Here is a 20,732-nt window from a genome sequence, read left to right as displayed (position 1 = left end):
CGCCTGCCACTTCGCACGACATGCGTTTGATGGCCGCGCTTCCCCTGCTTGGATTCCTGATTGCCGTTCCCGCTGCCCGTGCGCAGATTCGGGCGGTGCCGGCCCAGCCCGCTTCCGAACAGGCGGCGTTGCGCGGCGTGGACGTGTTCCTCGTCAACGAAACCGACGCGCCGATCGCCGATGCCGGGCCGCGCCAGATCGAAGTGACGGCGACGGACGGTACGCGGCTCGTGCTGGAACGAACGCCCGGACCGGTGCCGACGATTGCGGCGCGAGGCTTCGCAAAGGCCCGCTATGTGCCGGTAGGCATTGCCGGGCTTGCGTTACCCCCTGCTGTCCGCCACCAGGCCGCAGAGGTTCCGCCACAGGAAACCGTGGTGCAAAGTTCGACGGGCAGCTCCGCGGGCTTTCTCGAGCGGTTTGAACCGCATGAGCCGGTCTATGGCGCCTTCGGGCTGAAGGATGCCGGCGGCAAGCTGCAGGTGAGTTTTGCGGTGCGCCCCTTCGCGGAAGATGCACCGCTGCAGCTCGGCCATCTGCGCTTCGCCTATACCCAGACTATGTTCTGGGCGCTCAGCGAGCCTTCCGGTCCGTTCCGTTCGACCAATTACAGCCCCGAACTTTATGCCGACATCCCCTATGACGAAACGACGCGCGTGGCGCTCGGCTGGCGGCATGATTCGAACGGGCGTGGCGAAACCGACTCAGTGGACATCAACCGCATCTTCCTGCGCGCCGAAAAGCGGTTCGATCTGGGCGAGGACTGGCGAATCGACTTGGCGCCGCAGGCCTGGGTCTATGTCGGCAGCAGCGGCACCTTCCAGGACATGAAGGATTATTTCGGCTATACCGCGCTCACCGCCGCGATCCAGCAGAAGGACGGGATCAAGATCGCCGTGACCGGGCGCGGCAATGTTCGTACGGGTCGCGGGGCGGGCGAGCTGTTCGTCTCCTATCCGCTCACCCGCATCGGCGGGGGGCTTGGCATCTACCTCTTCGGACAGGCATTCACCGGTTATGGCGAGGCGCTAGACCGCTATAACGTCCGCACCACGCATGCCCGGCTGGGGATCGCCTTCACCCGCTAGCGGTGCAGCGCAGGGCGGCGTAGAGATCGACCCACACCGACTTATGGGAGGAATGTCATGCGCCTGAAGCTCGCCCTCGCCGCCCTCGCCCTGCCGCTGGCCATGCCGGCCGGCGCCGAGCTGGCACCCGCCGCCAAGGCACCCATGTTCACCGCCAAGGGCGCGGTTGCCGGCAAGCCGATCACCGTCGACCTGAAGGCTGCGCTGAAGAAGGGCCCGGTGGTGCTGTACTTCTTCCCCGCCGCCTTCACTTCGGGCTGCAACGCCGAAGCCCATGCCTTTGCCGAATCGCTCGACGATTTCACCAAGGCAGGCGCCACCGTGATCGGGATGACGGCCGGCAACGTCGATCAGCTGGAAAAATTCTCGAGCCAATATTGTGCGGGCAAGTTCGCCGTCGCAGCCGCCACGCCGGAAGTCGCCAAGGGCTATGACGTGCTGATGCAGAACGCCAAGTACACGAAGCGCACCAGCTATGTGATCGCGCCCGACGGGAAGGTTCTGTTCGTCCATTCGGATCCGAACCCCGCCGATCACATCCGCCAGACGCTCGCCGCGGTCCAAAAATATCACGAGTCGCATCGCCACTGATCGCCGCAGCGCTTGGCCGGTGATCCTGTCCACTCCCGCCGCAATTATTATTGGATGCGGCGGGAGGAGGCGCTGGCCGAGCAGCGCGTTGAAAAACAGGGGCTTTGTTTCAGCAGATCGGCGCCGTCTGGCGCTGACGCCGAAACAAGGCATCCCCGCAACAACCAGATTTTAGCACTCTTCCTCTACTTACCACGGGCCATATAGCGGCCATACATGCCGTGACTTCGCACGGGGGATTTGGAGCGTATGCGCATCGCGCGTGCCGTTCATTCGGAGGCAGAGCAGGAAGACGGCCGGAGGCTGTTCGAACGCATCGGCGAGTTCTTGATGGATCAGCGGCTGCCGCCGAGCCCGACCCATTATGCCTTCGTCCATCGCCTGTTCACGGATCCCGAAGGGCCGCTCGCCCGTGCAGTGGAGATGATCACCGAAGGCGGCGTGCGGCTTACTCCACGCGATATCCTGACCCTGAATGCGGACTTCCAGCCGGCAGACACAGCACAACCGGCCGAGGCACCCGTCGACGTGAAGGAACGGGCCGAGGGTCTAGTCGCACGAACGCAGATGCAGGTCGAAGGCTTTGCCGACATGGTCACGGCGATGCGCGCCGAAACCGCCGATTTCGGACGGGATCTGGCGGCCAGCGCCGAAGCGATGTCTGCAGCGGCGGGCGAGCCTTCGCAGAACGACGACGTCGTCCGCATTACCGCCGCGATGCTGGAGCGCATCCGGATTGCGGAAGAGAAGCTGGAAACTACGACACGTGAGGCCAAGGATCTCCGCGAGAAGCTGGAAGAAGCGCGCGAAAACGCGCGGCGCGATCCGCTGACCCAGCTGCCCAACCGCCGCGCCTTCGAAGAAGCCTTCGCCGCGCAGGAAGGTGCAGGCGGCCGGATGTGTCTGGCGGTTTGCGACATCGATCACTTCAAGTCGGTGAACGATCGGTTTGGCCATGCGGTGGGCGATCGAGTGCTCAAGGCCATTGCCGATGCGCTGCGCCACAGCTGCCGCGGCCATCTGGTGACACGCTATGGCGGCGAAGAATTCGCCGTGCTGTTCACCAACATCTCGCTGGATCGAGCCCGGCAGACGCTGGACCACGCCCGCGGCACGGTGCAGGCGAAGCGCTACAAGCTGCGCGATACGGACGCCCCCTTGGGGGAGATCACCTTCTCGGCCGGACTTACGCTGGTGACGCCGGGCGAGATGCACCAGACCGCTTTTCATCGTGCGGATCGCCTGCTCTACGCCGCCAAAAGCGCTGGGAGGAATATGGTGCAGGTAGGCGGCGCGGACATGCGTGAAAAATCACGATAGTTGGTAATTTTCACGCAGAAGCCTAGTGAATTATACCATTTGAGAAATCGCCTCGAAGCGATATCGCATTCAAATCAATATCTTAGATAATTGGCACGGTCCCTGCAAAGATAGCGGCATTGGCACTGGATGGTCCGGACGCCGCCTTCAGGGAGTAACTACCATGACGTTTCGTATCGAAGCCTTTCACCGCACCCTCGCCACCACGGGCGCGCTGCTTTTCACCGCGGTTCTGCTTGCGGTATCCACGCCGATCCTTCCGATCGCATGATGCTCGCACAGCAGGAGACGCTCCGCATGGTACGCGACATCATGATCGGCATGATATCGTTCGCGATCACCGCCGTTTTGATCCTGGGCAGCGGCCTCCAGGGTTCCAGCCTCATCGGCTGAACCCGGTGGCCGCTCCGGCGGCCCCATCGCAGGAACCCTTGCCCTGCCCCACCGGTTTTTCCGGCACCCTCCATAAAGCTGCAGGAGCCGTGCCGATGCCCGACGATCTTACCATAGAACGAATCCACGAAGATGCGCTGCCCGGCGAGGAGCGCACGCTGGATCCCAAGCCCGAATGGCAGCCGCGTTATCCGGGGTCGAACCGGCTGAAGGACAAGGTCGCCATCGTCACCGGCGCCGATAGCGGCATTGGCCGTGCCGTCGCCGCGCTATACGCCCGGGAAGGTGCCGATGTCGCGATCGTCTACCTGAACGAGCATGCCGACGCGGAGGACACGGCCGAAATCGTCCGCGCCGAAGGCCGCCGCGCGCTGACGATCGCAGGCGATGTCGGGGACAAGAGCTTCTGTGACCAGGCCGTGCGCCAGGTGATCGAGGAGTTCGGCCGTATCGACATCCTAGTGAACAATGCCGGCGAGCAGCATCCGGACAAGGATATCACCGACATCACCGAGGAGCAGCTTCGCCGCACCTTCCAGACGAATATTTTTGGCATGTTCTTCCTGGTGCAGGCCGCGGCACCGCATCTGAAGCAGGGCGCTGCCATCGTGAACTGCACGTCGGTCACCATGTACCAGGGCGAACCCGAACTGCTCGACTATAGCTCGACAAAGGGTGCGATTACCGCCTTCACGCGCAGCCTCTCGATGAACCTCATCGAGAAGGGCATTCGCGTGAACGCCGTCGCGCCTGGACCGATTTGGACACCGCTGAATCCCAGCGGCGGCGCCTCGCCCGAGAAGCTCGAACATTTCGGCGAAAGCGTGCCTATGGGACGCCCAGGTCAGCCGAACGAAGTCGCGCCCGCCTTCCTTTTCCTCGCATGCGAGGACTCGAGCTACATGTCCGGTCAGGTACTCCATCCCAATGGCGGGACCATCGTGAACGGCTGAATGCGCCGCGCCGGTCTGGATCAGACCGGCGCGATCTCCCCGACCAGGCCGGTCGGGGCTGGCTCCCCGCGTGAATAAACGCCGGTCAGCAGCCCGGCGGCGATCACATGCCCGGCCATGGCGCGCAGCAGCGCGCTGCGGCCGGGATTGTCGCCGATCTCGCAGCCGGCCCCCAATGCAAACAGCTGGAAGGCATAGTTGTGCGGGCCATGGCCGGTCGGCGGATCGGGCGGCAGCCAGCCTTCGCCGAGATAGCTGTTCCGGCCGACATCCTTGCCCTCGGCGTCGCCGGCGCCATCGGCCCGGATTGCGCCTTCCTTCAGGTCTCCATCGACCGGAAGGCCCCAGACCACGGCATGGACCAGCGGCTGCGGCGCCGGCGCATCGGGATCCTCGACGATCAGCGCGAGGCATGCGGTGCCTTCGGGCACATCGCTCCAAAACAGAGGCGGCGAGACGCCCTCGCCGTCCGCAGTGAATCGCTCCGGCAAGCGGGCGCCATTGGCAAAGGCAGGACTGGCGAGATGCAGCACGTCAAAGCTGCCGAGTTCGGGCTGGACGATCGCCAGCTTGCCGGCCCCCGCGCGCAGCCCCTTCAGTGCGCTTCCCAGCCAATGCGGTACATGTTCGAGCATCGCGGTCTCTCCCGTTTGTCCGTCAAACGCGCCGCCGCCCGCGATTATCCCGCGTTACAGGTCAAGCTTTTCGTAATCCGCGGGGGGCGTGATCCCTTCCATGCGTTCGGCGAGCAGTACACGGAAGCTGGGGCGGCTCTTCATTCCGATATACCAGCGCTTGGCGAGTTCGTGGCTCTTCCAATCGATCCCGCCCAGATAATCGGCGACAGAAATCTGCGCTGCGGCGGTAATGTCGGCCAGGCTCATCGTCGCCCCGGCCAGCCAGGTGCGGTGGTCGAGCAGATAATCGATATAATCCAGATGGCCGACCGCTGCCTTCATCGCATCGCGCAAGGCCTTCGCATCGGGTGGCTGGCGATAGACGATGCGCTTGATCATTCGCTCGTGGAGAAGCGGCGCCGTGATGTCACTGTAGAAGTTGTTATCGAACCACACGACCAGCCGGCGTATCTCGGCGCGGTCGACTGCAGACCCGTTGAGCAGTGCGTTCTTGCTGACGGTCTCTTCGAAGAATTCGCAGATCACGGTCGAGTCGATCAGCGTCACATGGCGCTCGGCATCGATCATCACCGGGGTCTGGCCGGTGGGATTGAGGTCGAGAAACTCGTCGCGACGCAGCCAGGGCGATTCGCGTACCGGTTCATAGGCAATGCCCTTCTCGCCCAGCAGGAGCCGGACCTTGCGCGAGAAGGGACAGAGCGGGAATTGAAGGAGCTGCCACATGGGCAAAGCCATAAGCAGCGGAAATGGGCCGGGGAAGACTCGTTGTAGCGCGGGTCGCAATTCTATATTTTGATCGGCATTCTAGAACGGAGCCGCACCATGGCGCTCAGCATCAAAGACGAAGAGACCGACCGGCTGGTCCGCCGCTACGCGCGCGCCAAGGGGGTGAGCTATACCACGGCGATCCGGATGGCGGTTACGGAGGCACTTCGGCGCAGCGGCGAGCCGGTCACCGATCCGGACGCGGAGCAGCGGCTGACGGTATATCGTTCCGTTGTTAACGAGGTGCGCCAGGCTTACGCTGCGCTGCCTACGCTCGATATGCGTGACCCAGATGCGATCCTCTACGATAAGAACGGCCTGCCGAAGTGATAGCGGTCGATACCTCCGCGCTGATGGCAATCCTGCAGGAGGAGGCCGAAGCCGAGGCGTTTCTTCGCGCGATGGCAAGCCCCGATCGAGTTCTAATCGGAGCTCCAACTGTTTTTGAGTTCGAACTGGTAGTCTCACGTCAGAAAGGTGAGGATTTTCTGCCGAGCGCATGGCGCTTGCTGCACCTGCCAACAATTGAAGTCGTGCCATGGACGCAGGCGCATGCCGTTCTCGCCGCCAACGCGCTGGGCCGCTTCAGCGGGCGGCCAGCGCGCCTGAACTATGGCGACTGCATGGCCTATGCCGTGGCTGCCTTGGCTGAGTGCCCTTTACTCTTCAAAGGCAATGACTTCCGCCAAACCGACATCGACTCTGCCCTTGATTAGCGCAGCCTGCTTACGTCTATCATCGCGGTGAAAGCCGGGATGACGAAGGTGGGGAACGGTCCCCACCTCCATCCCATCACTCTGCCGCCACCGCCTCGACGGTATCGTTGAGCGGATGCGGCAGCCGGGTCAGCATTTCCTTCGGCACCACCTGCCAGAACTTGCCGACTTCGCGGTCCCAGTCCTCCAGCAGGCCCTTCGACCATTTGCTGTCGGTCTCCTCGGCATGCGCCTCGACCAGCGCCCGGAGCTTGGTTTCCCAATGGCTGGAGGCCAGCCGGTTCCAGGTGATGTTCTCCGGATTGGCGTGGCGCTCGAAACTGCCGTCGACATCATAGACGAACGCCATGCCGCCGGTCATGCCCGCGCCGAAGTTCATGCCGACGCGGCCCAGCACCACGGCGGTGCCGCCGGTCATGTATTCGCACCCGTTCGCGCCGCAGCCCTCGACCACCACGTCAGCGCCCGAGTTGCGCACCGCAAAGCGCTCGCCCGCCTGGCCGGCCGCGAACAGTCGGCCCGAGGTCGCGCCGTAGAGCACGGTGTTGCCGATAATCGTGTTGTTCCACGATTCGATCGGCGAGCTGACCATCGGTCGCACCACGATCACGCCGCCCGAGAGGCCCTTGCCCACATAGTCGTTGGCGTCGCCGAAAACTTCGAGCGTGATGCCCTTGCACAGGAATGCCCCGAGCGACTGGCCAGCCGAGCCGCGCAGCCGGACATGGACGTGCCCATCCTGCAGCGTCGACATGCCGAACTTGTTGGTCACCTCGGACGAGAGCCGCGTGCCCACCGCGCGGTGCGTATTACGCACCGAATAGGTGAGCTGCATCTTCTCGCCGCGTGCGAACACGGGTGCGGCATCCTTGATCATCTGTGCGTCGAGGCTGTCCGGCACGGCGTTGCGGAAGGTGCTGAGGCTGAAGCGCCGCTCGGCATCGTCCGCATCCACCTTGGCGAGGATCGGGTTGAGGTCGAGATCGTCGAGATGCTCGGCGCCGCGGCTGACTTGGCGGAGCAACTCGGTACGCCCGATCACTTCGTCCAGGCTCTTGAAGCCGAGCTTGGCGAGGATCTCGCGCACTTCCTCGGCGATGAAGGTCATCAGGTTGATGACCTTTTCCGGCGTGCCGACGAACTTGGCGCGCAGCTTCTCGTCCTGGGTGCAGACGCCCACCGGGCAGGTGTTCGAATGGCACTGGCGCACCATGATGCAGCCCATCGCGACCAGGCTCAGCGTGCCGATGCCGAATTCCTCAGCGCCGAGGATCGCGGCGATGACGATGTCCCGCCCGGTCTTGAGCCCGCCATCGGTGCGCAGCTTGATGCGACCGCGCAGACCATTGAGCGTCAGCGTCTGGTTCACTTCCGACAGGCCCATCTCCCAAGGGGTGCCGGCATATTTGATCGAAGTGAACGGCGACGCGCCAGTACCCCCGGTGTGACCAGCGACGAGGATCACGTCTGCATGCGCCTTCGCGACGCCAGCCGCGACCGTGCCGATGCCGGCGGAACTCACCAGCTTCACGCACACCCGCGCGCGCGGATTGATCTGCTTGAGATCGTAGATCAGCTGCGCCAGATCCTCGATCGAATAGATGTCGTGGTGCGGCGGCGGCGAGATCAGCGTCACGCCCGGCGTTGCATGGCGCAGCTTGGCGATGAACTCGGTGACCTTGAAGCCGGGCAGCTGCCCGCCCTCGCCGGGCTTCGCCCCCTGGGCGACCTTGATCTCAATCTCGTCGCAGGCGTTGAGATATTCCGCCGTCACGCCGAACCGACCCGAGGCGACCTGCTTGATCGAGGAGTTGGCGTTGTCGCCATTCTCATAGGGCGTGTAGCGCGCCGAATCCTCGCCGCCCTCGCCCGAGACGGCGCGGGCGCCGATCCGGTTCATCGCGATGGCGAGCGTCTCGTGCGCCTCGGGGCTGAGCGCGCCGAGTGACATGCCGGGCGTGACGAAGCGCTTGCGGATCTCGGTGATCGCCTCGACTTGGTCGATCGGCACGCCCGTTTCGGGGAAGTTGAACTCGAGCAGATCGCGTAGATAGACCGGCGGCAGATCGCGCACCCCGCGCGAGAAGGCGAGGTAGCTCGAATAGCTGTCGTTCGACACCGCGGTCTGCAGCTGGTGCATCAGCTGCGCCGAATAGGCATGCGCCTCGCCGCCCGCGCGCTGGCGGTAGAAGCCGCCGACCGGCAGCGTCGCGACGCCCGCATCATAGGCCGCCTCGTGGCGCATCATCGCCGAGAGGTGGAGCGAGGCATAGCCTTCGCCCGAGATCTTGGCGGGCATACCGGGGAACAGATCGTTCACCAGCGCGCGGCTGAGGCCCACGGCTTCGAAATTGTAGCCGCCGCGATAGGAACTGATCACCGCGATGCCCATCTTCGACAGAATCTTGAGCAGCCCCTCGTCGATCGCCTTGCGGTGGCGCTTCAGGCAGTCGGACAGGCTGAGGTCGCCGAACAGGCCGCGCGCATGGCGATCTGCAATCGCAGCTTCGGCAAGATAGGCGTTTACCGTGGTCGCGCCGACGCCGATCAGCACCGCATAATAATGCGTGTCGAGGCACTCCGCCGTGCGAACGTTGACGCTCGCATAGGAGCGCAGGCCGCGCCGGACGAGGTGCGTGTGCACAGCCGCCGCGGCCAGGACGCCGGCAATCGCGACCTTGTCGGGCCCGCTATGCTCGTCGGTGAGGAACAATTCGGTGCAGCCGGCGCGGACCGCCTGCTCGGCCTCGTGGCGGATACGCTTGATCGCTGCCTTGAGCGATTCCGGATCGCCGTCCGCCGCGAAGGTGCAGTCGATCTCCGCCGCGTTCGCCCCGAAATGCGCGCGCAAGCGGTGCCAATCGGCATTGGTGAGCACCGGGCTCTCCAGCACCAGTACGGGACTGCCCGCGCCCTCGGTATCAAGGATGTTGGCGAGGTTGCCGAACCGCGTCTTGAGCGACATCACGTAGCGCTCGCGCAACGGGTCGATCGGTGGGTTGGTCACCTGACTGAAATTCTGCCGGAAGAACTGGCTGATCAGCCGCGACTTGAACGAGATCACCGCCAGCGGCGTGTCATCGCCCATCGAGCCGATCGCTTCCTTGGAGCTTTCGACCATCGGCGCCAGGATCAGTTCCATGTCCTCCAGCGTCTGCCCGGCGGCGACCTGACGACGCGACAGCTCGGCGCGCTCATAATAGGCCTCGGCAGGCGCGGCCGGCAGATCGTCGACCGACAGGAACCCCTTCACCATCGAGGCATAGTCTGCCTCGCCGGCGATCTGATCCTTGATCGCACGGTCGTGGAGCAGCTTGCCCTCGTCCAGGTCTACCGCGATCATCTCGCCCGGCCCCAGCCGGCCCTTGGCGACGACGTTCGCCTCCGGCACCGGCACCATGCCGGTTTCGGAGCCGACGATCAGCAGCCCGTCCGAGGTCTGGGTATAGCGCAGCGGACGCAGCGCATTGCGGTCCATGCCCGCCACCGCCCATCGGCCATCGGTCATCGCCAACGCGGCGGGGCCGTCCCACGGCTCCATCACCGAGGCGAGATACTGGTACATCGCGGCGTGCGCCGGCGGCGTATCCTCGTCCTGCTGCCAGGCCTCCGGCACCAGCATCAGCTTGGCGGTAGGCGCGTCGCGGCCCGAGCGGCAGATCGCCTCGAACACGGCGTCGAGCGCGGCGGTGTCCGACGCGCCGGCCGGGATCACCGGCTTGATGTCCTCGCTCTGCTCGCCGAACGCGATGCTCGCCATCTTGATCTCGTGGCTGCGCATCCAGTTCTGGTTGCCGCGGATCGTGTTGATCTCGCCGTTATGCGCCAGGCAGCGGAACGGCTGCGCCAGCCACCATTGCGGAAAAGTGTTGGTGGAATAGCGCTGGTGGAAGATCGCGACGCGGCTCTCGAAGCGCGTATCCTTGAGGTCCGGATAGAAATCGGACAGCGACTCCGCGAGGAACAGCCCCTTGTAGATGATCGAGCGGCACGACAGCGAGCAGATGTAGAAGCCGCCGACCTGCGCCGCGATCACCCGCTTTTCGATACGGCGGCGGATCAGATAGAGCTGACGCTCGAACTCGGCCGCGTCCATCGCGTCGGGCTGCGGCCCGGCGATCATGATCTGCTCGATCTCGGGGCGCGTCGCCTGCGCCTTCATGCCGATGACCGAGACGTCGACCGGCACCTGGCGCCAGCCATAGATGGTGTAGCCCGCCTCGATGATCTCGCTCTCGACGATGGTGCGGCAGGTCTCCTGCGCGCCCAAGTCGGTGCGCGGCAGGAAGATCATGCCGACGGCGAGTCGGTTCGGCAGCACGCGGTGGCCGCTGCCGACGATCTGCTCGTCGAAAAAGCGTAAGGGGAGATCGACATGGATGCCGGCGCCGTCGCCGGTCTTGCCGTCCGCATCCACGGCGCCGCGGTGCCACACCGCCTTCAGCGCATCGATCGCCGACTGGACAACGCGGCGCGACGACTGGCCGTCGGTCGCCGCGACCATGCCCACGCCACAGGCATCGCCTTCATATTCGGGGCGGTACATGCCCTCGCGGGCGAGGCGCTCGCGCTCGGCAGCCAGCTTGATGTCGTCCATGGTCTTCCTCGATCTTCGTGCGCGCGGCCCTAACGGGCGGCGATGCTTACTTCTTGGCGGGCTGGCCGGACTTGGCGCCCAGCAGCTTCACAATCTTCTCACGTTCGTCCGGAGTCAGGTCGGCCGGTTTACGCGGCGGCGGCAGATCCTTGGTGCTGGTCTGCGCCGTCTGGATAAGCGCCGGCATCTGCTTCATGATCTCCGGCATTGCTTCACCCATCGTCTGCGCCATGTCCGGCCCCATCATCAGTTCCATCGAACTGCGCGCATAATGGCTGCCGGCCGGCGTGGCGAAGAAGCGCTGCAGATCCTGCAGCTCGGGCAGGCTATATTCGCGCGCATAGGCACGCGCGAGCGCCACGCGTACCTTCGGCTCCAGCGTGGACATTAACTTGCCCATCTCGCCCATCATGGCCCGCATCATCCGCTGCTGGCGCTCCTGCCAATGCGGATCGTAAATCGCCATCACTTCGCCCAGCGTCGTCTTGCCAAGCCGCGACACATCCTGCTCGGAAAGGCCGCCGATCTGCGCGAAGTCGCGAACGGGGATGTCGCCGGCTGAACCGACCATCGATTCCATCATCCGGCTGAAATTTTCGCCCATCATCCGCTGGTACATGCCCTGCGGCACCAGCTTGTCGGCAAGTTCCCGCGCGACAGCGAGGCGGGCAGGATCTGGCGCGGCGGCGGGTGCCGGCGGCGCAGACTGGGTCTGCGCCAGTGCGGGGCTGGCGACGGCGAGCAGCAGTGCGTTGACGAGGATCTTCATGCCAGGCTCTCCTCGCGAATGGCTGCCTTGGCGGCAGGGGCCATGGCGCGTGCCTTCATCCACGCGTGCATATGCGCCGCCACGTCGCGGCCGTCACGGATCGCCCAGACGACGAGGCTCGCGCCGCGGACGATGTCGCCGGCGGCGAACACGCCATCCATGCTGGTCATCATCGTCTTGCCGTCGGTGCGCAGCGTGCCCCAGCGGGTGACGCCCAGTTCCTCGGCGCCGAACAGCTTGGGCAGGTCCTCGGGCTCGAAACCCAGCGCCTTGATGACGAGATCGGCCGGCATCTGCAGCGCCCCGCCCGGATCGACTTCCGGCGCGCGGCGGCCGGATGCATCCGGCGCGCCGAGGCGCATCTTGGAGGCGCGGACGCCGGTCACCTGCTCGGTGCCTTCGAACGCTTCCGGCGCGGAGAGCCAGACGAACTCGACGCCTTCTTCCTCGGCATTGGCTACTTCGCGCTGCGAACCCGGCATGTTCGCCCGGTCGCGGCGATAAAGGCACTTCACCGAGGCCGCACCCTGGCGGATCGCGGTGCGGACGCAGTCCATCGCGGTGTCGCCACCACCGACGACCACGACATGCTTGCCGAGCGCGTTGAGGCTGCCATCGTCATAGGCCTGCACGGCGTCGCCGAAATTCTTGCGGTTGGACGCGGTCAGATAGTCGAGCGCGTCGACCACGCCCTTGGCGCCGACGCCCGGCGCCTTGATCGCACGCGCCTTGTACACGCCGGTGGCGACCAGGATCGAATCGTGGCGCTGGCGGAGCTCGCCGAGACTCGCGTCGCGGCCGACTTCGAAATTGCGGTGGAAGACAATGCCGCCTTCCTCCAGCCGCGCGACGCGGCGCATCACCACGTCCTTCTCCAGCTTGAAGCCGGGAATGCCATAGGTGAGCAGCCCGCCCGAGCGATCGTAGCGATCGTAGACATGGACCTCATAGCCATAGCCACGCAGATACTCGGCGGCAGCAAGACCCGCGGGCCCCGCACCGATGATGCCGACCGACTGGCCGCGATCACGCCCGACCTGCACCGGTTCCACCCAGCCTTCGGCCCAAGCGGTGTCGGTGATGAACTTCTCGACCGAGCCGATCGTCACCGAGCCGTGGCCGGAGAATTCGATCACGCAATTGCCTTCGCACAGCCGATCCTGCGGGCAGATGCGACCGCAAATCTCCGGCATGGTCGAGGTGCTGTTGGAAAGCTGATAGGCCTCGCGCAACCGCCCCTCTGCAGTCAGGCGCAGCCAATCCGGGATATGATTGTGCAGCGGGCAGTGCACCGAACAATAGGGCACGCCGCACTGACTGCAGCGGCCGGCCTGCGCCTCCGCATCCGGCACCGCATAGCGCTCCGCGATCTCGCGAAAGTCTTCCGCACGCAGCTGGGCGGGGCGCTTGGCCGGATACGCCTGGGGGCGTCCGACGAATTTGAGCATGGGATCGTCAGCCATGCCGCCCCCGTACAGGAGAGCGGCGCAACGATAAAGACAGCAGTGCTGACCTATATGACGTTAGAACATCAAAAAGGCTCAATCAGGCTAAAGATTTTCAGCCAAATAGGCCCGGAACGGTCCTATCGAACGGAAAGCCAAATCAGCGCGGTCGCGCCAGCAACAATCCTATACCACGCGAACGGCGTGAAGCCATGTTTGCTTACGATGCCAACGAACCACTTGATCACGGCAAGCGCGACGACGAACGAAACCACGAAGCCGATTCCGATCTCTCCCCAACCTACGCCGCTCGTCACCAGCATCTCATGATTCTTCAGCAGCTCAAGCGCAGTAGCGCCCAGCATCGTCGGGATGGCCAGGAAGAAGCTGAACTCGGCTGCGGTGCGCCGCTCGACGCCCAGCGACAGCGCACCCATGATCGTGGCACCCGAGCGGCTGACGCCCGGTACCATGGCCAGGCACTGGACAAAGCCGATCCCGATCACCCGCAGCAGCGGGATCTCTGCAATGCCGTGGATCGTGGCGGACTTGACGAGCCGCTCGATGATGAGGATCGCCACGCCGCCGACGATCAGCGCCCAGGCCACCACCTTGGGCGCACCCAGCAGCGCCTCGATATGCCGGTGCAGCACCAGTCCGATCACCGCCGCGGGAATGAACGCGATCAGCAGATTGCGCACGAACCGGATCGACACCGGATTGAGCTTCAGAAGACCCTCCATCACCGCCCAGAAGGTGCGCCAGTAGAGCACCACCACCGCCAGGATCGCGCCGAGCTGGATGACGACGTTGAACATCGCCCACCGTGCCGAATCATAGCCCATCAGTTCGCTGGCGAGGATCAGATGCCCGGTGGAGGAGACGGGCAGGAATTCGGTGACGCCTTCGACGATGCCGAGCAGGATCGCCACCAGCAGCGTGGTCATGGGGAGGCTCCTTCGGGGGTTTCGCGCCACGCGGCCCCCGGGAAGGGCGCCGCCCGGCCGGAGTGCGGGGTCAGGCGGCGGTGCGGAAGCGGCTGAAGCGACCCGCCTGGCGGAAACGCACCAGCCAGGTGGGCGCCACCGTCGCCATCGGCGTGGGCGTGATGCCCAGCGCCGCAAGGCCCTCGGCGCCCGCCGGCACAACATTATCCGCCTGCAGCATCGCGAACTGATCGCGCGTGATCGGGGTGCCGGGCAGCGACGCGATCAGCCCGGAGAGCGAATCCGGCAGTTCGATGAAGTGCGGCTTGCGCCCGATCGCACCAGCGATCCAGCGCATCAGCGCGGTCATGCTTAGCACATCGGGGCCGCCCAGCGCATAGGTCTTGCCGCCGTGCGCGGCCGGATCCGCCAGGGCGGCGGCAACGGCCTGTGCGACATCGGCTACGAAGACCGGCTGGAACCGCGTCTCACCCCGCACCACGGGCACCACGCCCAGCGGCGCACCCGCGATCATGCCGGCAAAGCGGTTCACGAACGCGTCCTCGCGGCCGAACACAATCGAGGGACGCAGGATGGTAGCACCCGGGAAGGCGGCGAGCACGGACTGCTCGCCGGCGGCCTTGCTGCGCCCGTAAGCGGAAGGCGAACCGGTATCGGCACCGAGCGCCGAGATGTGGACCAGCGCGCTGGCCCCTGCTGCCTTTGCGGCTTCGGCCACGTTGCGCGCGCCCTGGACGTGGACCTTGTCGAAATCGCCCGACAGAATGCCGACGAAGTTCACCACCGCATCGCTACCCTGCAGCGCACGGGCGAGCGTTTCGGGCTTGGTGACGTCACCCACGACGAACTGGGTCTGGCCGAGCCCGCCCTGCGTCCTGAGGAACCACGCGTCGCGTGGCTTGCGCTCGACCAGACGGACGCGCGCGCCGGCGCTCAGCAGCTCCTGCGCCACGTAGCGGCCCAGAAAGCCCCCACCGCCGATCAGGGTTACCAGCCTGTCCTTCATCTATCGCCTCACTGCATGCGCGAACCTGCGGCCCCAATGCCGTGTGAAGGGCTAAACGGCAAGCGCCGCACGAAGTCCAACATTTTTCACAAAAGGTCGTTGACAGCCCCTGCAAACCTCCCCTAGAGGCGCCGGCCTACCCCGTGCCCAGATGGCGGAATTGGTAGACGCACCAGCTTCAGGTGCTGGCGATCGCAAGGTCGTGGAGGTTCGAGTCCTCTTCTGGGCACCACTTCCCCCCTAGGGGGGTAAAATCCTGCATCATAAGCCCGCATGGCGGCACACCCAAACGGTGACGGCCTTGATCATACGGCGATCCGGCTTATTCGCGTGGCTCGATCCGCACCACAAGCGCATCCACCTGCACCTGCGCACCGACTTCGACCGGAAGCTCGGCAACGGTGCCGTCGAAGGGCGCGGTGAGCGCATGTTCCATCTTCATCGCCTCCAGCGTGACCAGCCGCTGACCCTTGGTGACCTGTGCGCCGGGAGCGACATCCACTGCCGTGATACGGCCCGGCATGGGGGCGAGCAGGGCGCCGTCGGCGGGGGCGGTTCCGCTCGTCGGACCGACGCGTGCCAGCGATGCGAGGAACGATAGGCCGTCATCGTTCACCGCGATCCCGTCGGTCACCGGCTCGGCGATGACCGTGGCCGTCCGCCAGTTGGCCGGCAGTTCGGTAATATGGACCTTTCCGTCGACAGCCACCGCGACACGGCGGTTCGGTGCGGCATTCAAGCGGAATCCCAGGGCACCGCGCCACGGATTCGGCTGCGGCGCTTCCAGCAGATCGTCGTCCCAGCCGTGCAGCATGGTGGGTTCGCCCCGATATTCCTGGACGACCAGCGCGGCGGCAGCCTGCGTGATCATGTCGTCGGTCGGCTCGGCCGGGGGCAGCAGGACGTCGCCTTTCTCGGCGATGAAGCCGGTGTTGATGCGCGCTGCTCGGAAATCCGCGTCATCCAGCGCCCGCCAAAGGAACGGCGCGTTGGTCTTGACGGGGAAGATGTCGGTCGCGGCGCAGGCTTGGGCGAGCGCCTCGCAGGCTTCGACGCGGCTGTCGGCATGCACCACGATCTTGGCGATCATCGGATCGTAAAAACCGGTGATCTCGGCACCTTCGTGCACGCCCGTTTCATAGCGGACGTCCGACGACGGGCGGAAAATCTCCAGCCGCCCCACGCTCGGCAGGAACCCCTTGGCCGGATCCTCCGCATAGAGCCGTGCTTCCATCGCCCAGCCGTTGATCGCCAACTCGTCCTGCCGCTTGGGCAGGGGCTCGCCGCTCGCCACCCGCAGCTGCCATTCGACCAGATCCTGCCCGGTGATTTCCTCGGTCACCGGATGCTCCACCTGGAGCCTGGTGTTCATTTCCATGAACCAGATCCGGTCTGCGCGCAGACCTTCGCTCGCATCGGCGATGAACTCGATGGTGCCTGCGCCGACATAGTCGACCGCCCTAGCCGCGCGTACGGCCGCTGCGCAGATCGCTTCGCGGGTCTCAGCGTCCATGCCGGGGGCCGGGGCTTCCTCGATCACCTTCTGGTGGCGCCGCTGGAGCGAGCAGTCGCGCTCGAACAGGTGGACGACATTGCCATGCGTGTCGCCGAACACCTGCACTTCGATGTGGCGGGGCGAGAGGATGTACTTCTCCAGCAGCACGCGGTCGTCGCCGAACGAGGAGGCGGCCTCGCGCTTGCAGCTGGCGAGCGCATCGGCGAACTGGGCGGCGCTTTCCACCCGCCGCATGCCCTTGCCGCCGCCGCCCGCCACCGCCTTGATCAGCACCGGATAGCCGATCGCATCGGCCTCGGCCTGGAGCCGCTCGGGACTCTGGTCCTCGCCGAGATAGCCGGGGGTGACCGGCACGCCCGCCGCGATCATCCGCGCCTTCGCGGCGTCCTTGAGGCCCATCGCGCGGATGCTGTCCGGCTTCGGCCCGACCCAGACCAGCCCGGCGGCGAGCACCGCCTCGGCGAACTCGGCATTCTCGGAGAGGAAGCCATAGCCGGGGTGGATCGCCTCGGCGCCGGTTGCCTTGGCCGCGGCGATGATCTTCTCAGCCACCAGATAGCTTTCGCGCGCAGGGGAGGGGCCGATATGCACGGCCTCATCGGCCTGGCGGACGTGCAGCGCGTTCGAGTCGGCGTCCGAATAGACCGCGATCGTGCGCAAACCCATCGCGCGGGCGGTGCGGATGATGCGGCAGGCGATTTCGCCGCGATTGGCGATGAGCAGGGACTGGATCACGGGTGGCGCTCCGGAAAGCCGTGGCGGGTGTGGAGCGCGGCGAGCACGCCCTCAATGTCGTTGGCGAAGCCGCCCTCGGCAAAGGCGAGCGCGGGGAGGTTCTGGTTGTCCGCGCCGAGCCGCGCCACCACCGCCGCGCGCGGGCGGGGCCAGGCGACGCGGACGACCTCGATGTTCGCGGCGCGCTCGGGGAAGGCGGCGAGCAGCCCCTCCACCGTGATGCAGTCCTTGCAGTAGAAGCGGCGCGCGCCGCCATAGGCCGGGTCGGCCCAGTCGGTGTCGAGGACGAACAGCGTGTCGCGGTTCATGCCGGGCACCCCGTGGTGCGCGAGGTCCAGGCTAGGCTGGCGATCTTCCAGGCGCCGTTCTCGCGCACCAGGCTGAAGTGATCGGTGCCGCAGTGATGCACCTTGCCGTTCAGCCGGAACACATAGGGCGCCCAGACCATCGCGAGATCGCCGTCGATCTCGACCGCGGGACCGGAGATGCGCTCGTCGAACGTCTCGGGGCCGGGCTGGAAGCGGGCGAGCAGCTCGGCGTTCGTCAGCGTGCGGACGGTGCTGGGTCCACCGACGGCTTCGGTGACGATCGTTGCACTTGCGCTCGGGTGGAGGACGGCGCCGATCGCCGCGGCGTCGCGCGTGTTGATCCCGCCCAGCAGCCTGTCGACCGTCGCGAGCACGGCGCGCTCGTCGCTGCCGTCGGGCGGAGCGAGCGGGTTGGCGGGCGGCAGCTTGGTCGGAGAGGGCGTGCTGTGCGTGGGGTTGGCGGCAGGCGGCGGCAGGCCGGCGGTCTGCGGGGTCAGGGTGAGGGCGAGGAGGGTGAGGAGCATGATTCAGCCTTCAGCGATAAGATCCTCCCCCAGCTTGCTGGGGGAGGGGGACCATGCGTAGCATGGTGGAGGGGCGCGCGAAGCGCGAACGGGGACAGCGATGCTCAAGGGCAACGGCAGATCGTATCGTCGAGCGAGGCGCCTGCGGCGGGAAATGTCGTTGCCCGAGGTGCTGCTTTGGCAGCAACTGCGCGGTCAGGCCTGCGAGCGGTGGCGCAAGCAGCATCCTGCCGGGCCGTACGTGCTCGACTTCTACTGCGATGCGGCACGGCTGTGTGTCGAAGTCGATGGCGAAATGCATGCGCGTGGCAATGCGCCCGTAGCGGATGCGCGACGGGATGCTTGGCTCTTGGCGCAGGGCGTGGTGACGCTGCGCGTGCCCGCAGCAGAGGTGTTGAACAACCTTGAGGGTGTTCTGGTCGGTATCGGCGAAGCCGTGGCCGAGCGGCGCAGGAAGATAAACGGCGCGTAGGGCGGGCGGAGCGCTTTCCGTCGCCTGCGGCGCCGGCCCCGCCACCACCGGCCTGCGGCCGGCGGTCCCCCTCCCCCAGCAGGGCTGGGGGAGGATCTCGGTGAAGTGCATTCCTCCCCCAGCTTGCTGGGGGAGGGGGACCATGCGCAGCATGGTGGAGGGGCGCGCGAAGCGCGAACGCCGGGCGCGAGGCACCAGTGCAACGAAGGGAAGCGAACCTTCGCTCACATCCGGAACACGCCGAACTGCGGCCGCTCAGGGATCGGCGCGTTGAGCGTTGCCGCCAGCGCCAGGCCGAGCACGTCGCGGGTCTGCGCCGGATCGATGATGCCGTCGTCCCACAGCCGCGCGGTGGCGTGCCAGGGATTGCCCTCATCCTCGTATTTCTGGCGGATCGGCGCCTTGAACGCCTCGGCTTCCTCCGGGGACCAGCTCGCGGCATCGCGGTGGACCGTCGCCAGCACGCTCGCCGCCTGCTCGCCGCCCATCACGCTGATCCGGCTGTTCGGCCAGCTGAACAGGAAGCGCGGCGAATAGGCGCGGCCGCACATGCCGTAATTGCCCGCGCCGAAGCTGCCGCCGATCAGGATGGTGAGCTTCGGCACGCTTGCCGTCGCCACCGCCGTCACCAGCTTGGCGCCGTGCTTCGCGATGCCCTCCGCCTCGTACTTGCCGCCGACCATGAAGCCGGAGATGTTCTGGAGGAAGAGCAGGGGAATGCGGCGCTGGCAGGCGAGTTCGATGAAATGCGCGCCCTTCTGCGCGCTCTCCGAGAACAGCACGCCGTTATTGGCGAGGATCGCCACCGGCATGCCCCAGATATGGGCAAAGCCGCACACCAGCGAGCTGCCGTACAGCGCCTTGAATTCGTGGAATTCCGAGCCGTCGACCAGCCGGGCGATGACCTCGTGCACATCGTACGGTGCGCGGACGTCGGCGGGGAGGATGCCGTACAGCTCCTCGGCCGCATATTTCGGCGGGCGCGGATCCTTGAGCGCGACATCGGGAATGCGGTCGGCGGGGAGGTGGCTGACGATGTCGCGGACGATGGTCAGCGCATGCTCGTCATTCTCGGCCAGGTGATCGACCACGCCCGAGCGGCGGGCATGGAGGTCGCCGCCGCCCAGATCCTCGGCGCTGATTTCCTCGCCGGTCGCCGCCTTCACCAGCGGCGGGCCGGCGAGGAAGATCGTGCCCTGGTTGCGGACGATCACGCTCTCGTCGGACATGGCGGGCACGTACGCGCCGCCCGCGGTGCAACTGCCCATCACGCAGGCGATCTGCGGGATGCCCTGCGCGGACATGTTGGCCTGGTTGAAGAAGATGCGGCCGAAATGGTCCTTGTCGGGGAACACCTCGGCCTGGTGCGGCAGGTTGGCGCCGCCGCTGTCGACCAGATAGATGCAGGGCAGGCGGTTGGCCTCGGCGATCTCCTGCGCGCGGAGATGCTTCTTCACCGTCATCGGATAATAGGTGCCGCCCTTAACGGTGGCGTCGTTGCAGACGATCATGACCATGCGGCCGGAGACGCGGCCGATGCCGGCGATCACCCCCGCGCCGGGGACTTCGCCGTCATAGAGGTCGCAGGCCGCGAGCTGGCCGATCTCGAGGAAGGGGCTGCCCGGATCGAGCAGCCGTTCCACGCGCTCGCGCGGGAGCAGCTTGCCGCGCGCGACATGCTTGGCGCGGGCGGACTCGCTGCCGCCGAGCGCGGCAAGCGCCACGTCGGCGCGGAGCTTCTCGGCCAGCGCGCGGTGGTGCGCGGCCTGGGCGCGGAATTGGTCGCTGTCGGGGTTGACGGCGGTGGGGAGGATGGGGGCGGTCATACTGCTACCTTCATTCCTCCCCGGTACGGGGAGGGGGACCATGTGCGCAGCACATGGTGGAGGGGCCGCCGCGGCACGCGGCGGGATCCTGCCCTTCGAACGAGTTCCGCGCCTCGCGGCGCG

At 66.0% G+C, this 20,732-nt stretch carries 19 protein-coding genes and 1 tRNA gene; 9 read left to right on the top strand and 11 right to left on the bottom strand.

The window, feature by feature from the left end; genetic code table 11:
• Window positions 1-20: 20 nt before the first annotated feature.
• From B215_RS0111070 to B215_RS0111045, 5 genes are all read left to right on the top strand, one after another.
• The gene (locus B215_RS0111070) at window positions 21-1,088 is read left to right on the top strand and encodes a phospholipase A (RefSeq protein ID WP_236704563.1); all 1,068 of its coding nucleotides are present in this window, start codon (window positions 21-23) and stop codon (window positions 1,086-1,088) included.
• A gap of 57 nt (window positions 1,089-1,145) precedes the next feature.
• Window positions 1,146-1,679 carry a peroxiredoxin gene (locus B215_RS0111065; protein WP_019369712.1) on the top strand — a complete coding sequence of 178 codons (534 nt, stop codon included), beginning with the start codon at window positions 1,146-1,148 and terminating at the stop codon, window positions 1,677-1,679.
• A gap of 249 nt (window positions 1,680-1,928) precedes the next feature.
• The gene (locus B215_RS0111060) at window positions 1,929-2,999 is read left to right on the top strand and encodes a sensor domain-containing diguanylate cyclase (RefSeq protein WP_019369711.1); all 1,071 of its coding nucleotides are present in this window, start codon (window positions 1,929-1,931) and stop codon (window positions 2,997-2,999) included.
• Between the two features lie 270 nt (window positions 3,000-3,269).
• Window positions 3,270-3,392, top strand: coding sequence for a hypothetical protein (locus tag B215_RS22000; RefSeq protein WP_269083850.1), 123 nt, complete (start codon window positions 3,270-3,272; stop codon window positions 3,390-3,392).
• A 95-nt stretch (window positions 3,393-3,487) separates the two neighbouring features.
• A complete protein-coding gene (locus B215_RS0111045; RefSeq protein WP_026009168.1) occupies window positions 3,488-4,345 on the top strand; it encodes a glucose 1-dehydrogenase in 858 nt (285 codons plus the stop codon).
• A gap of 20 nt (window positions 4,346-4,365) precedes the next feature.
• Here the strand turns inward: B215_RS0111045 and B215_RS0111040 are convergent, their stop codons facing one another.
• Both B215_RS0111040 and B215_RS0111035 read right to left on the bottom strand, forming a co-directional pair.
• The gene (locus B215_RS0111040; RefSeq protein WP_019369707.1) at window positions 4,366-4,980 is read right to left on the bottom strand and encodes a YbhB/YbcL family Raf kinase inhibitor-like protein; all 615 of its coding nucleotides are present in this window, start codon (window positions 4,978-4,980) and stop codon (window positions 4,366-4,368) included.
• A gap of 54 nt (window positions 4,981-5,034) precedes the next feature.
• Window positions 5,035-5,706 carry a glutathione S-transferase family protein gene (locus B215_RS0111035; RefSeq protein WP_019369706.1) on the bottom strand — a complete coding sequence of 224 codons (672 nt, stop codon included), beginning with the start codon at window positions 5,704-5,706 and terminating at the stop codon, window positions 5,035-5,037.
• Window positions 5,707-5,805: 99 nt separating this feature from the next.
• Here B215_RS0111035 and B215_RS0111030 point away from each other — a divergent pair, with 99 nt between their 5' ends.
• Complete coding sequence (locus tag B215_RS0111030; RefSeq protein WP_019369705.1) at window positions 5,806-6,078, top strand: type II toxin-antitoxin system VapB family antitoxin; 273 nt, start codon at window positions 5,806-5,808, stop codon at window positions 6,076-6,078.
• Window positions 6,075-6,464: a type II toxin-antitoxin system VapC family toxin gene (locus B215_RS0111025; protein WP_019369704.1), complete on the top strand. Its 390-nt coding sequence runs from the start codon at window positions 6,075-6,077 to the stop codon at window positions 6,462-6,464. Before B215_RS0111030 ends, B215_RS0111025 begins: the two co-directional genes overlap by 4 nt.
• A 76-nt stretch (window positions 6,465-6,540) precedes the next feature.
• On the opposite strand, the gene gltB is transcribed toward B215_RS0111025, so the two are convergent.
• The 5 genes from gltB to B215_RS0111000 all read right to left on the bottom strand — a co-directional run bounded on the left by gltB (window position 6,541) and on the right by B215_RS0111000 (window position 15,228).
• Window positions 6,541-11,061 (bottom strand): glutamate synthase large subunit, encoded by a 4,521-nt coding sequence (gltB, locus tag B215_RS0111020; RefSeq protein WP_019369703.1) that lies wholly within the window; start codon window positions 11,059-11,061, stop codon window positions 6,541-6,543.
• A 46-nt stretch (window positions 11,062-11,107) separates the two neighbouring features.
• Window positions 11,108-11,830, bottom strand: a complete 723-nt coding sequence (locus tag B215_RS0111015) for a DUF2059 domain-containing protein (RefSeq protein WP_019369702.1) — start codon at window positions 11,828-11,830, stop codon at window positions 11,108-11,110.
• Complete coding sequence (locus B215_RS0111010) at window positions 11,827-13,293, bottom strand: NAD(P)-dependent oxidoreductase (RefSeq protein ID WP_019369701.1); 1,467 nt, start codon at window positions 13,291-13,293, stop codon at window positions 11,827-11,829. Before B215_RS0111010 ends, B215_RS0111015 begins: the two co-directional genes overlap by 4 nt.
• A gap of 122 nt (window positions 13,294-13,415) precedes the next feature.
• A complete protein-coding gene (locus B215_RS0111005) occupies window positions 13,416-14,222 on the bottom strand; it encodes an undecaprenyl-diphosphate phosphatase (protein WP_019369700.1) in 807 nt (268 codons plus the stop codon).
• A gap of 70 nt (window positions 14,223-14,292) precedes the next feature.
• A complete protein-coding gene (locus B215_RS0111000; RefSeq protein WP_019369699.1) occupies window positions 14,293-15,228 on the bottom strand; it encodes a complex I NDUFA9 subunit family protein in 936 nt (311 codons plus the stop codon).
• Between the two features lie 145 nt (window positions 15,229-15,373).
• Between B215_RS0111000 and B215_RS0110995 the strand changes: the two genes are divergently transcribed.
• A tRNA-Leu gene (locus tag B215_RS0110995) sits at window positions 15,374-15,460 on the top strand.
• Between the two features lie 90 nt (window positions 15,461-15,550).
• On the opposite strand, the gene B215_RS0110990 is transcribed toward B215_RS0110995, so the two are convergent.
• Genes B215_RS0110990 through B215_RS0110980 form a run of 3 tightly spaced genes read right to left on the bottom strand, consistent with a single transcriptional unit; the run spans window position 15,551 to window position 18,311 of the window.
• Entirely contained in the window at window positions 15,551-17,479 is a 1,929-nt protein-coding gene (locus B215_RS0110990; RefSeq protein ID WP_019369698.1) for an acetyl-CoA carboxylase biotin carboxylase subunit, read from the bottom strand.
• Window positions 17,476-17,787 carry a DUF3088 family protein gene (locus B215_RS0110985; protein ID WP_026009167.1) on the bottom strand — a complete coding sequence of 104 codons (312 nt, stop codon included), beginning with the start codon at window positions 17,785-17,787 and terminating at the stop codon, window positions 17,476-17,478. Before B215_RS0110985 ends, B215_RS0110990 begins: the two co-directional genes overlap by 4 nt.
• On the bottom strand, window positions 17,784-18,311 hold the full coding sequence (locus B215_RS0110980) for a nuclear transport factor 2 family protein (RefSeq protein ID WP_019369696.1): 528 nt from the start codon (window positions 18,309-18,311) through the stop codon (window positions 17,784-17,786). Before B215_RS0110980 ends, B215_RS0110985 begins: the two co-directional genes overlap by 4 nt.
• A gap of 100 nt (window positions 18,312-18,411) precedes the next feature.
• Between B215_RS0110980 and B215_RS20020 the strand changes: the two genes are divergently transcribed.
• Entirely contained in the window at window positions 18,412-18,783 is a 372-nt protein-coding gene (locus tag B215_RS20020) for an endonuclease domain-containing protein (protein ID WP_050990171.1), read from the top strand.
• A gap of 224 nt (window positions 18,784-19,007) precedes the next feature.
• Here the strand turns inward: B215_RS20020 and B215_RS0110970 are convergent, their stop codons facing one another.
• Complete coding sequence (locus tag B215_RS0110970) at window positions 19,008-20,609, bottom strand: carboxyl transferase domain-containing protein (protein WP_019369694.1); 1,602 nt, start codon at window positions 20,607-20,609, stop codon at window positions 19,008-19,010.
• Window positions 20,610-20,732 lie beyond the last annotated feature (123 nt).

Origin of the sequence: Sphingomonas sp. ATCC 31555 (assembly GCF_000282895.1) — a bacterium.
Lineage (GTDB): Bacteria > Pseudomonadota > Alphaproteobacteria > Sphingomonadales > Sphingomonadaceae > Sphingomonas.
This window is presented reverse-complemented; position numbering and strand designations above follow the sequence as displayed.

Coding starts and splice junctions, on each gene's coding strand:
- B215_RS0111015 (WP_019369702.1), bottom strand. CDS start 11,830: ATGAAGATCCTCGTCAACGCACTGCTGCTCGCCGTCGCCAGCCCCGCA.
- B215_RS0111040 (WP_019369707.1), bottom strand. CDS start 4,980: ATGCTCGAACATGTACCGCATTGGCTGGGAAGCGCACTGAAGGGGCTG.
- B215_RS0110970 (WP_019369694.1), bottom strand. CDS start 20,609: ATGACCGCCCCCATCCTCCCCACCGCCGTCAACCCCGACAGCGACCAA.
- B215_RS22000 (WP_269083850.1), top strand. CDS start 3,270: ATGCTCGCACAGCAGGAGACGCTCCGCATGGTACGCGACATCATGATC.
- B215_RS0111065 (WP_019369712.1), top strand. CDS start 1,146: ATGCGCCTGAAGCTCGCCCTCGCCGCCCTCGCCCTGCCGCTGGCCATG.
- B215_RS0111060 (WP_019369711.1), top strand. CDS start 1,929: ATGCGCATCGCGCGTGCCGTTCATTCGGAGGCAGAGCAGGAAGACGGC.
- B215_RS0111035 (WP_019369706.1), bottom strand. CDS start 5,706: ATGTGGCAGCTCCTTCAATTCCCGCTCTGTCCCTTCTCGCGCAAGGTC.
- B215_RS0111070 (WP_236704563.1), top strand. CDS start 21: ATGCGTTTGATGGCCGCGCTTCCCCTGCTTGGATTCCTGATTGCCGTT.
- B215_RS0110985 (WP_026009167.1), bottom strand. CDS start 17,787: ATGAACCGCGACACGCTGTTCGTCCTCGACACCGACTGGGCCGACCCG.
- B215_RS20020 (WP_050990171.1), top strand. CDS start 18,412: ATGCTCAAGGGCAACGGCAGATCGTATCGTCGAGCGAGGCGCCTGCGG.
- B215_RS0111010 (WP_019369701.1), bottom strand. CDS start 13,293: ATGGCTGACGATCCCATGCTCAAATTCGTCGGACGCCCCCAGGCGTAT.
- B215_RS0111005 (WP_019369700.1), bottom strand. CDS start 14,222: ATGACCACGCTGCTGGTGGCGATCCTGCTCGGCATCGTCGAAGGCGTC.
- B215_RS0111045 (WP_026009168.1), top strand. CDS start 3,488: ATGCCCGACGATCTTACCATAGAACGAATCCACGAAGATGCGCTGCCC.
- B215_RS0111030 (WP_019369705.1), top strand. CDS start 5,806: ATGGCGCTCAGCATCAAAGACGAAGAGACCGACCGGCTGGTCCGCCGC.
- B215_RS0110980 (WP_019369696.1), bottom strand. CDS start 18,311: ATGCTCCTCACCCTCCTCGCCCTCACCCTGACCCCGCAGACCGCCGGC.
- B215_RS0111000 (WP_019369699.1), bottom strand. CDS start 15,228: ATGAAGGACAGGCTGGTAACCCTGATCGGCGGTGGGGGCTTTCTGGGC.
- gltB (WP_019369703.1), bottom strand. CDS start 11,061: ATGGACGACATCAAGCTGGCTGCCGAGCGCGAGCGCCTCGCCCGCGAG.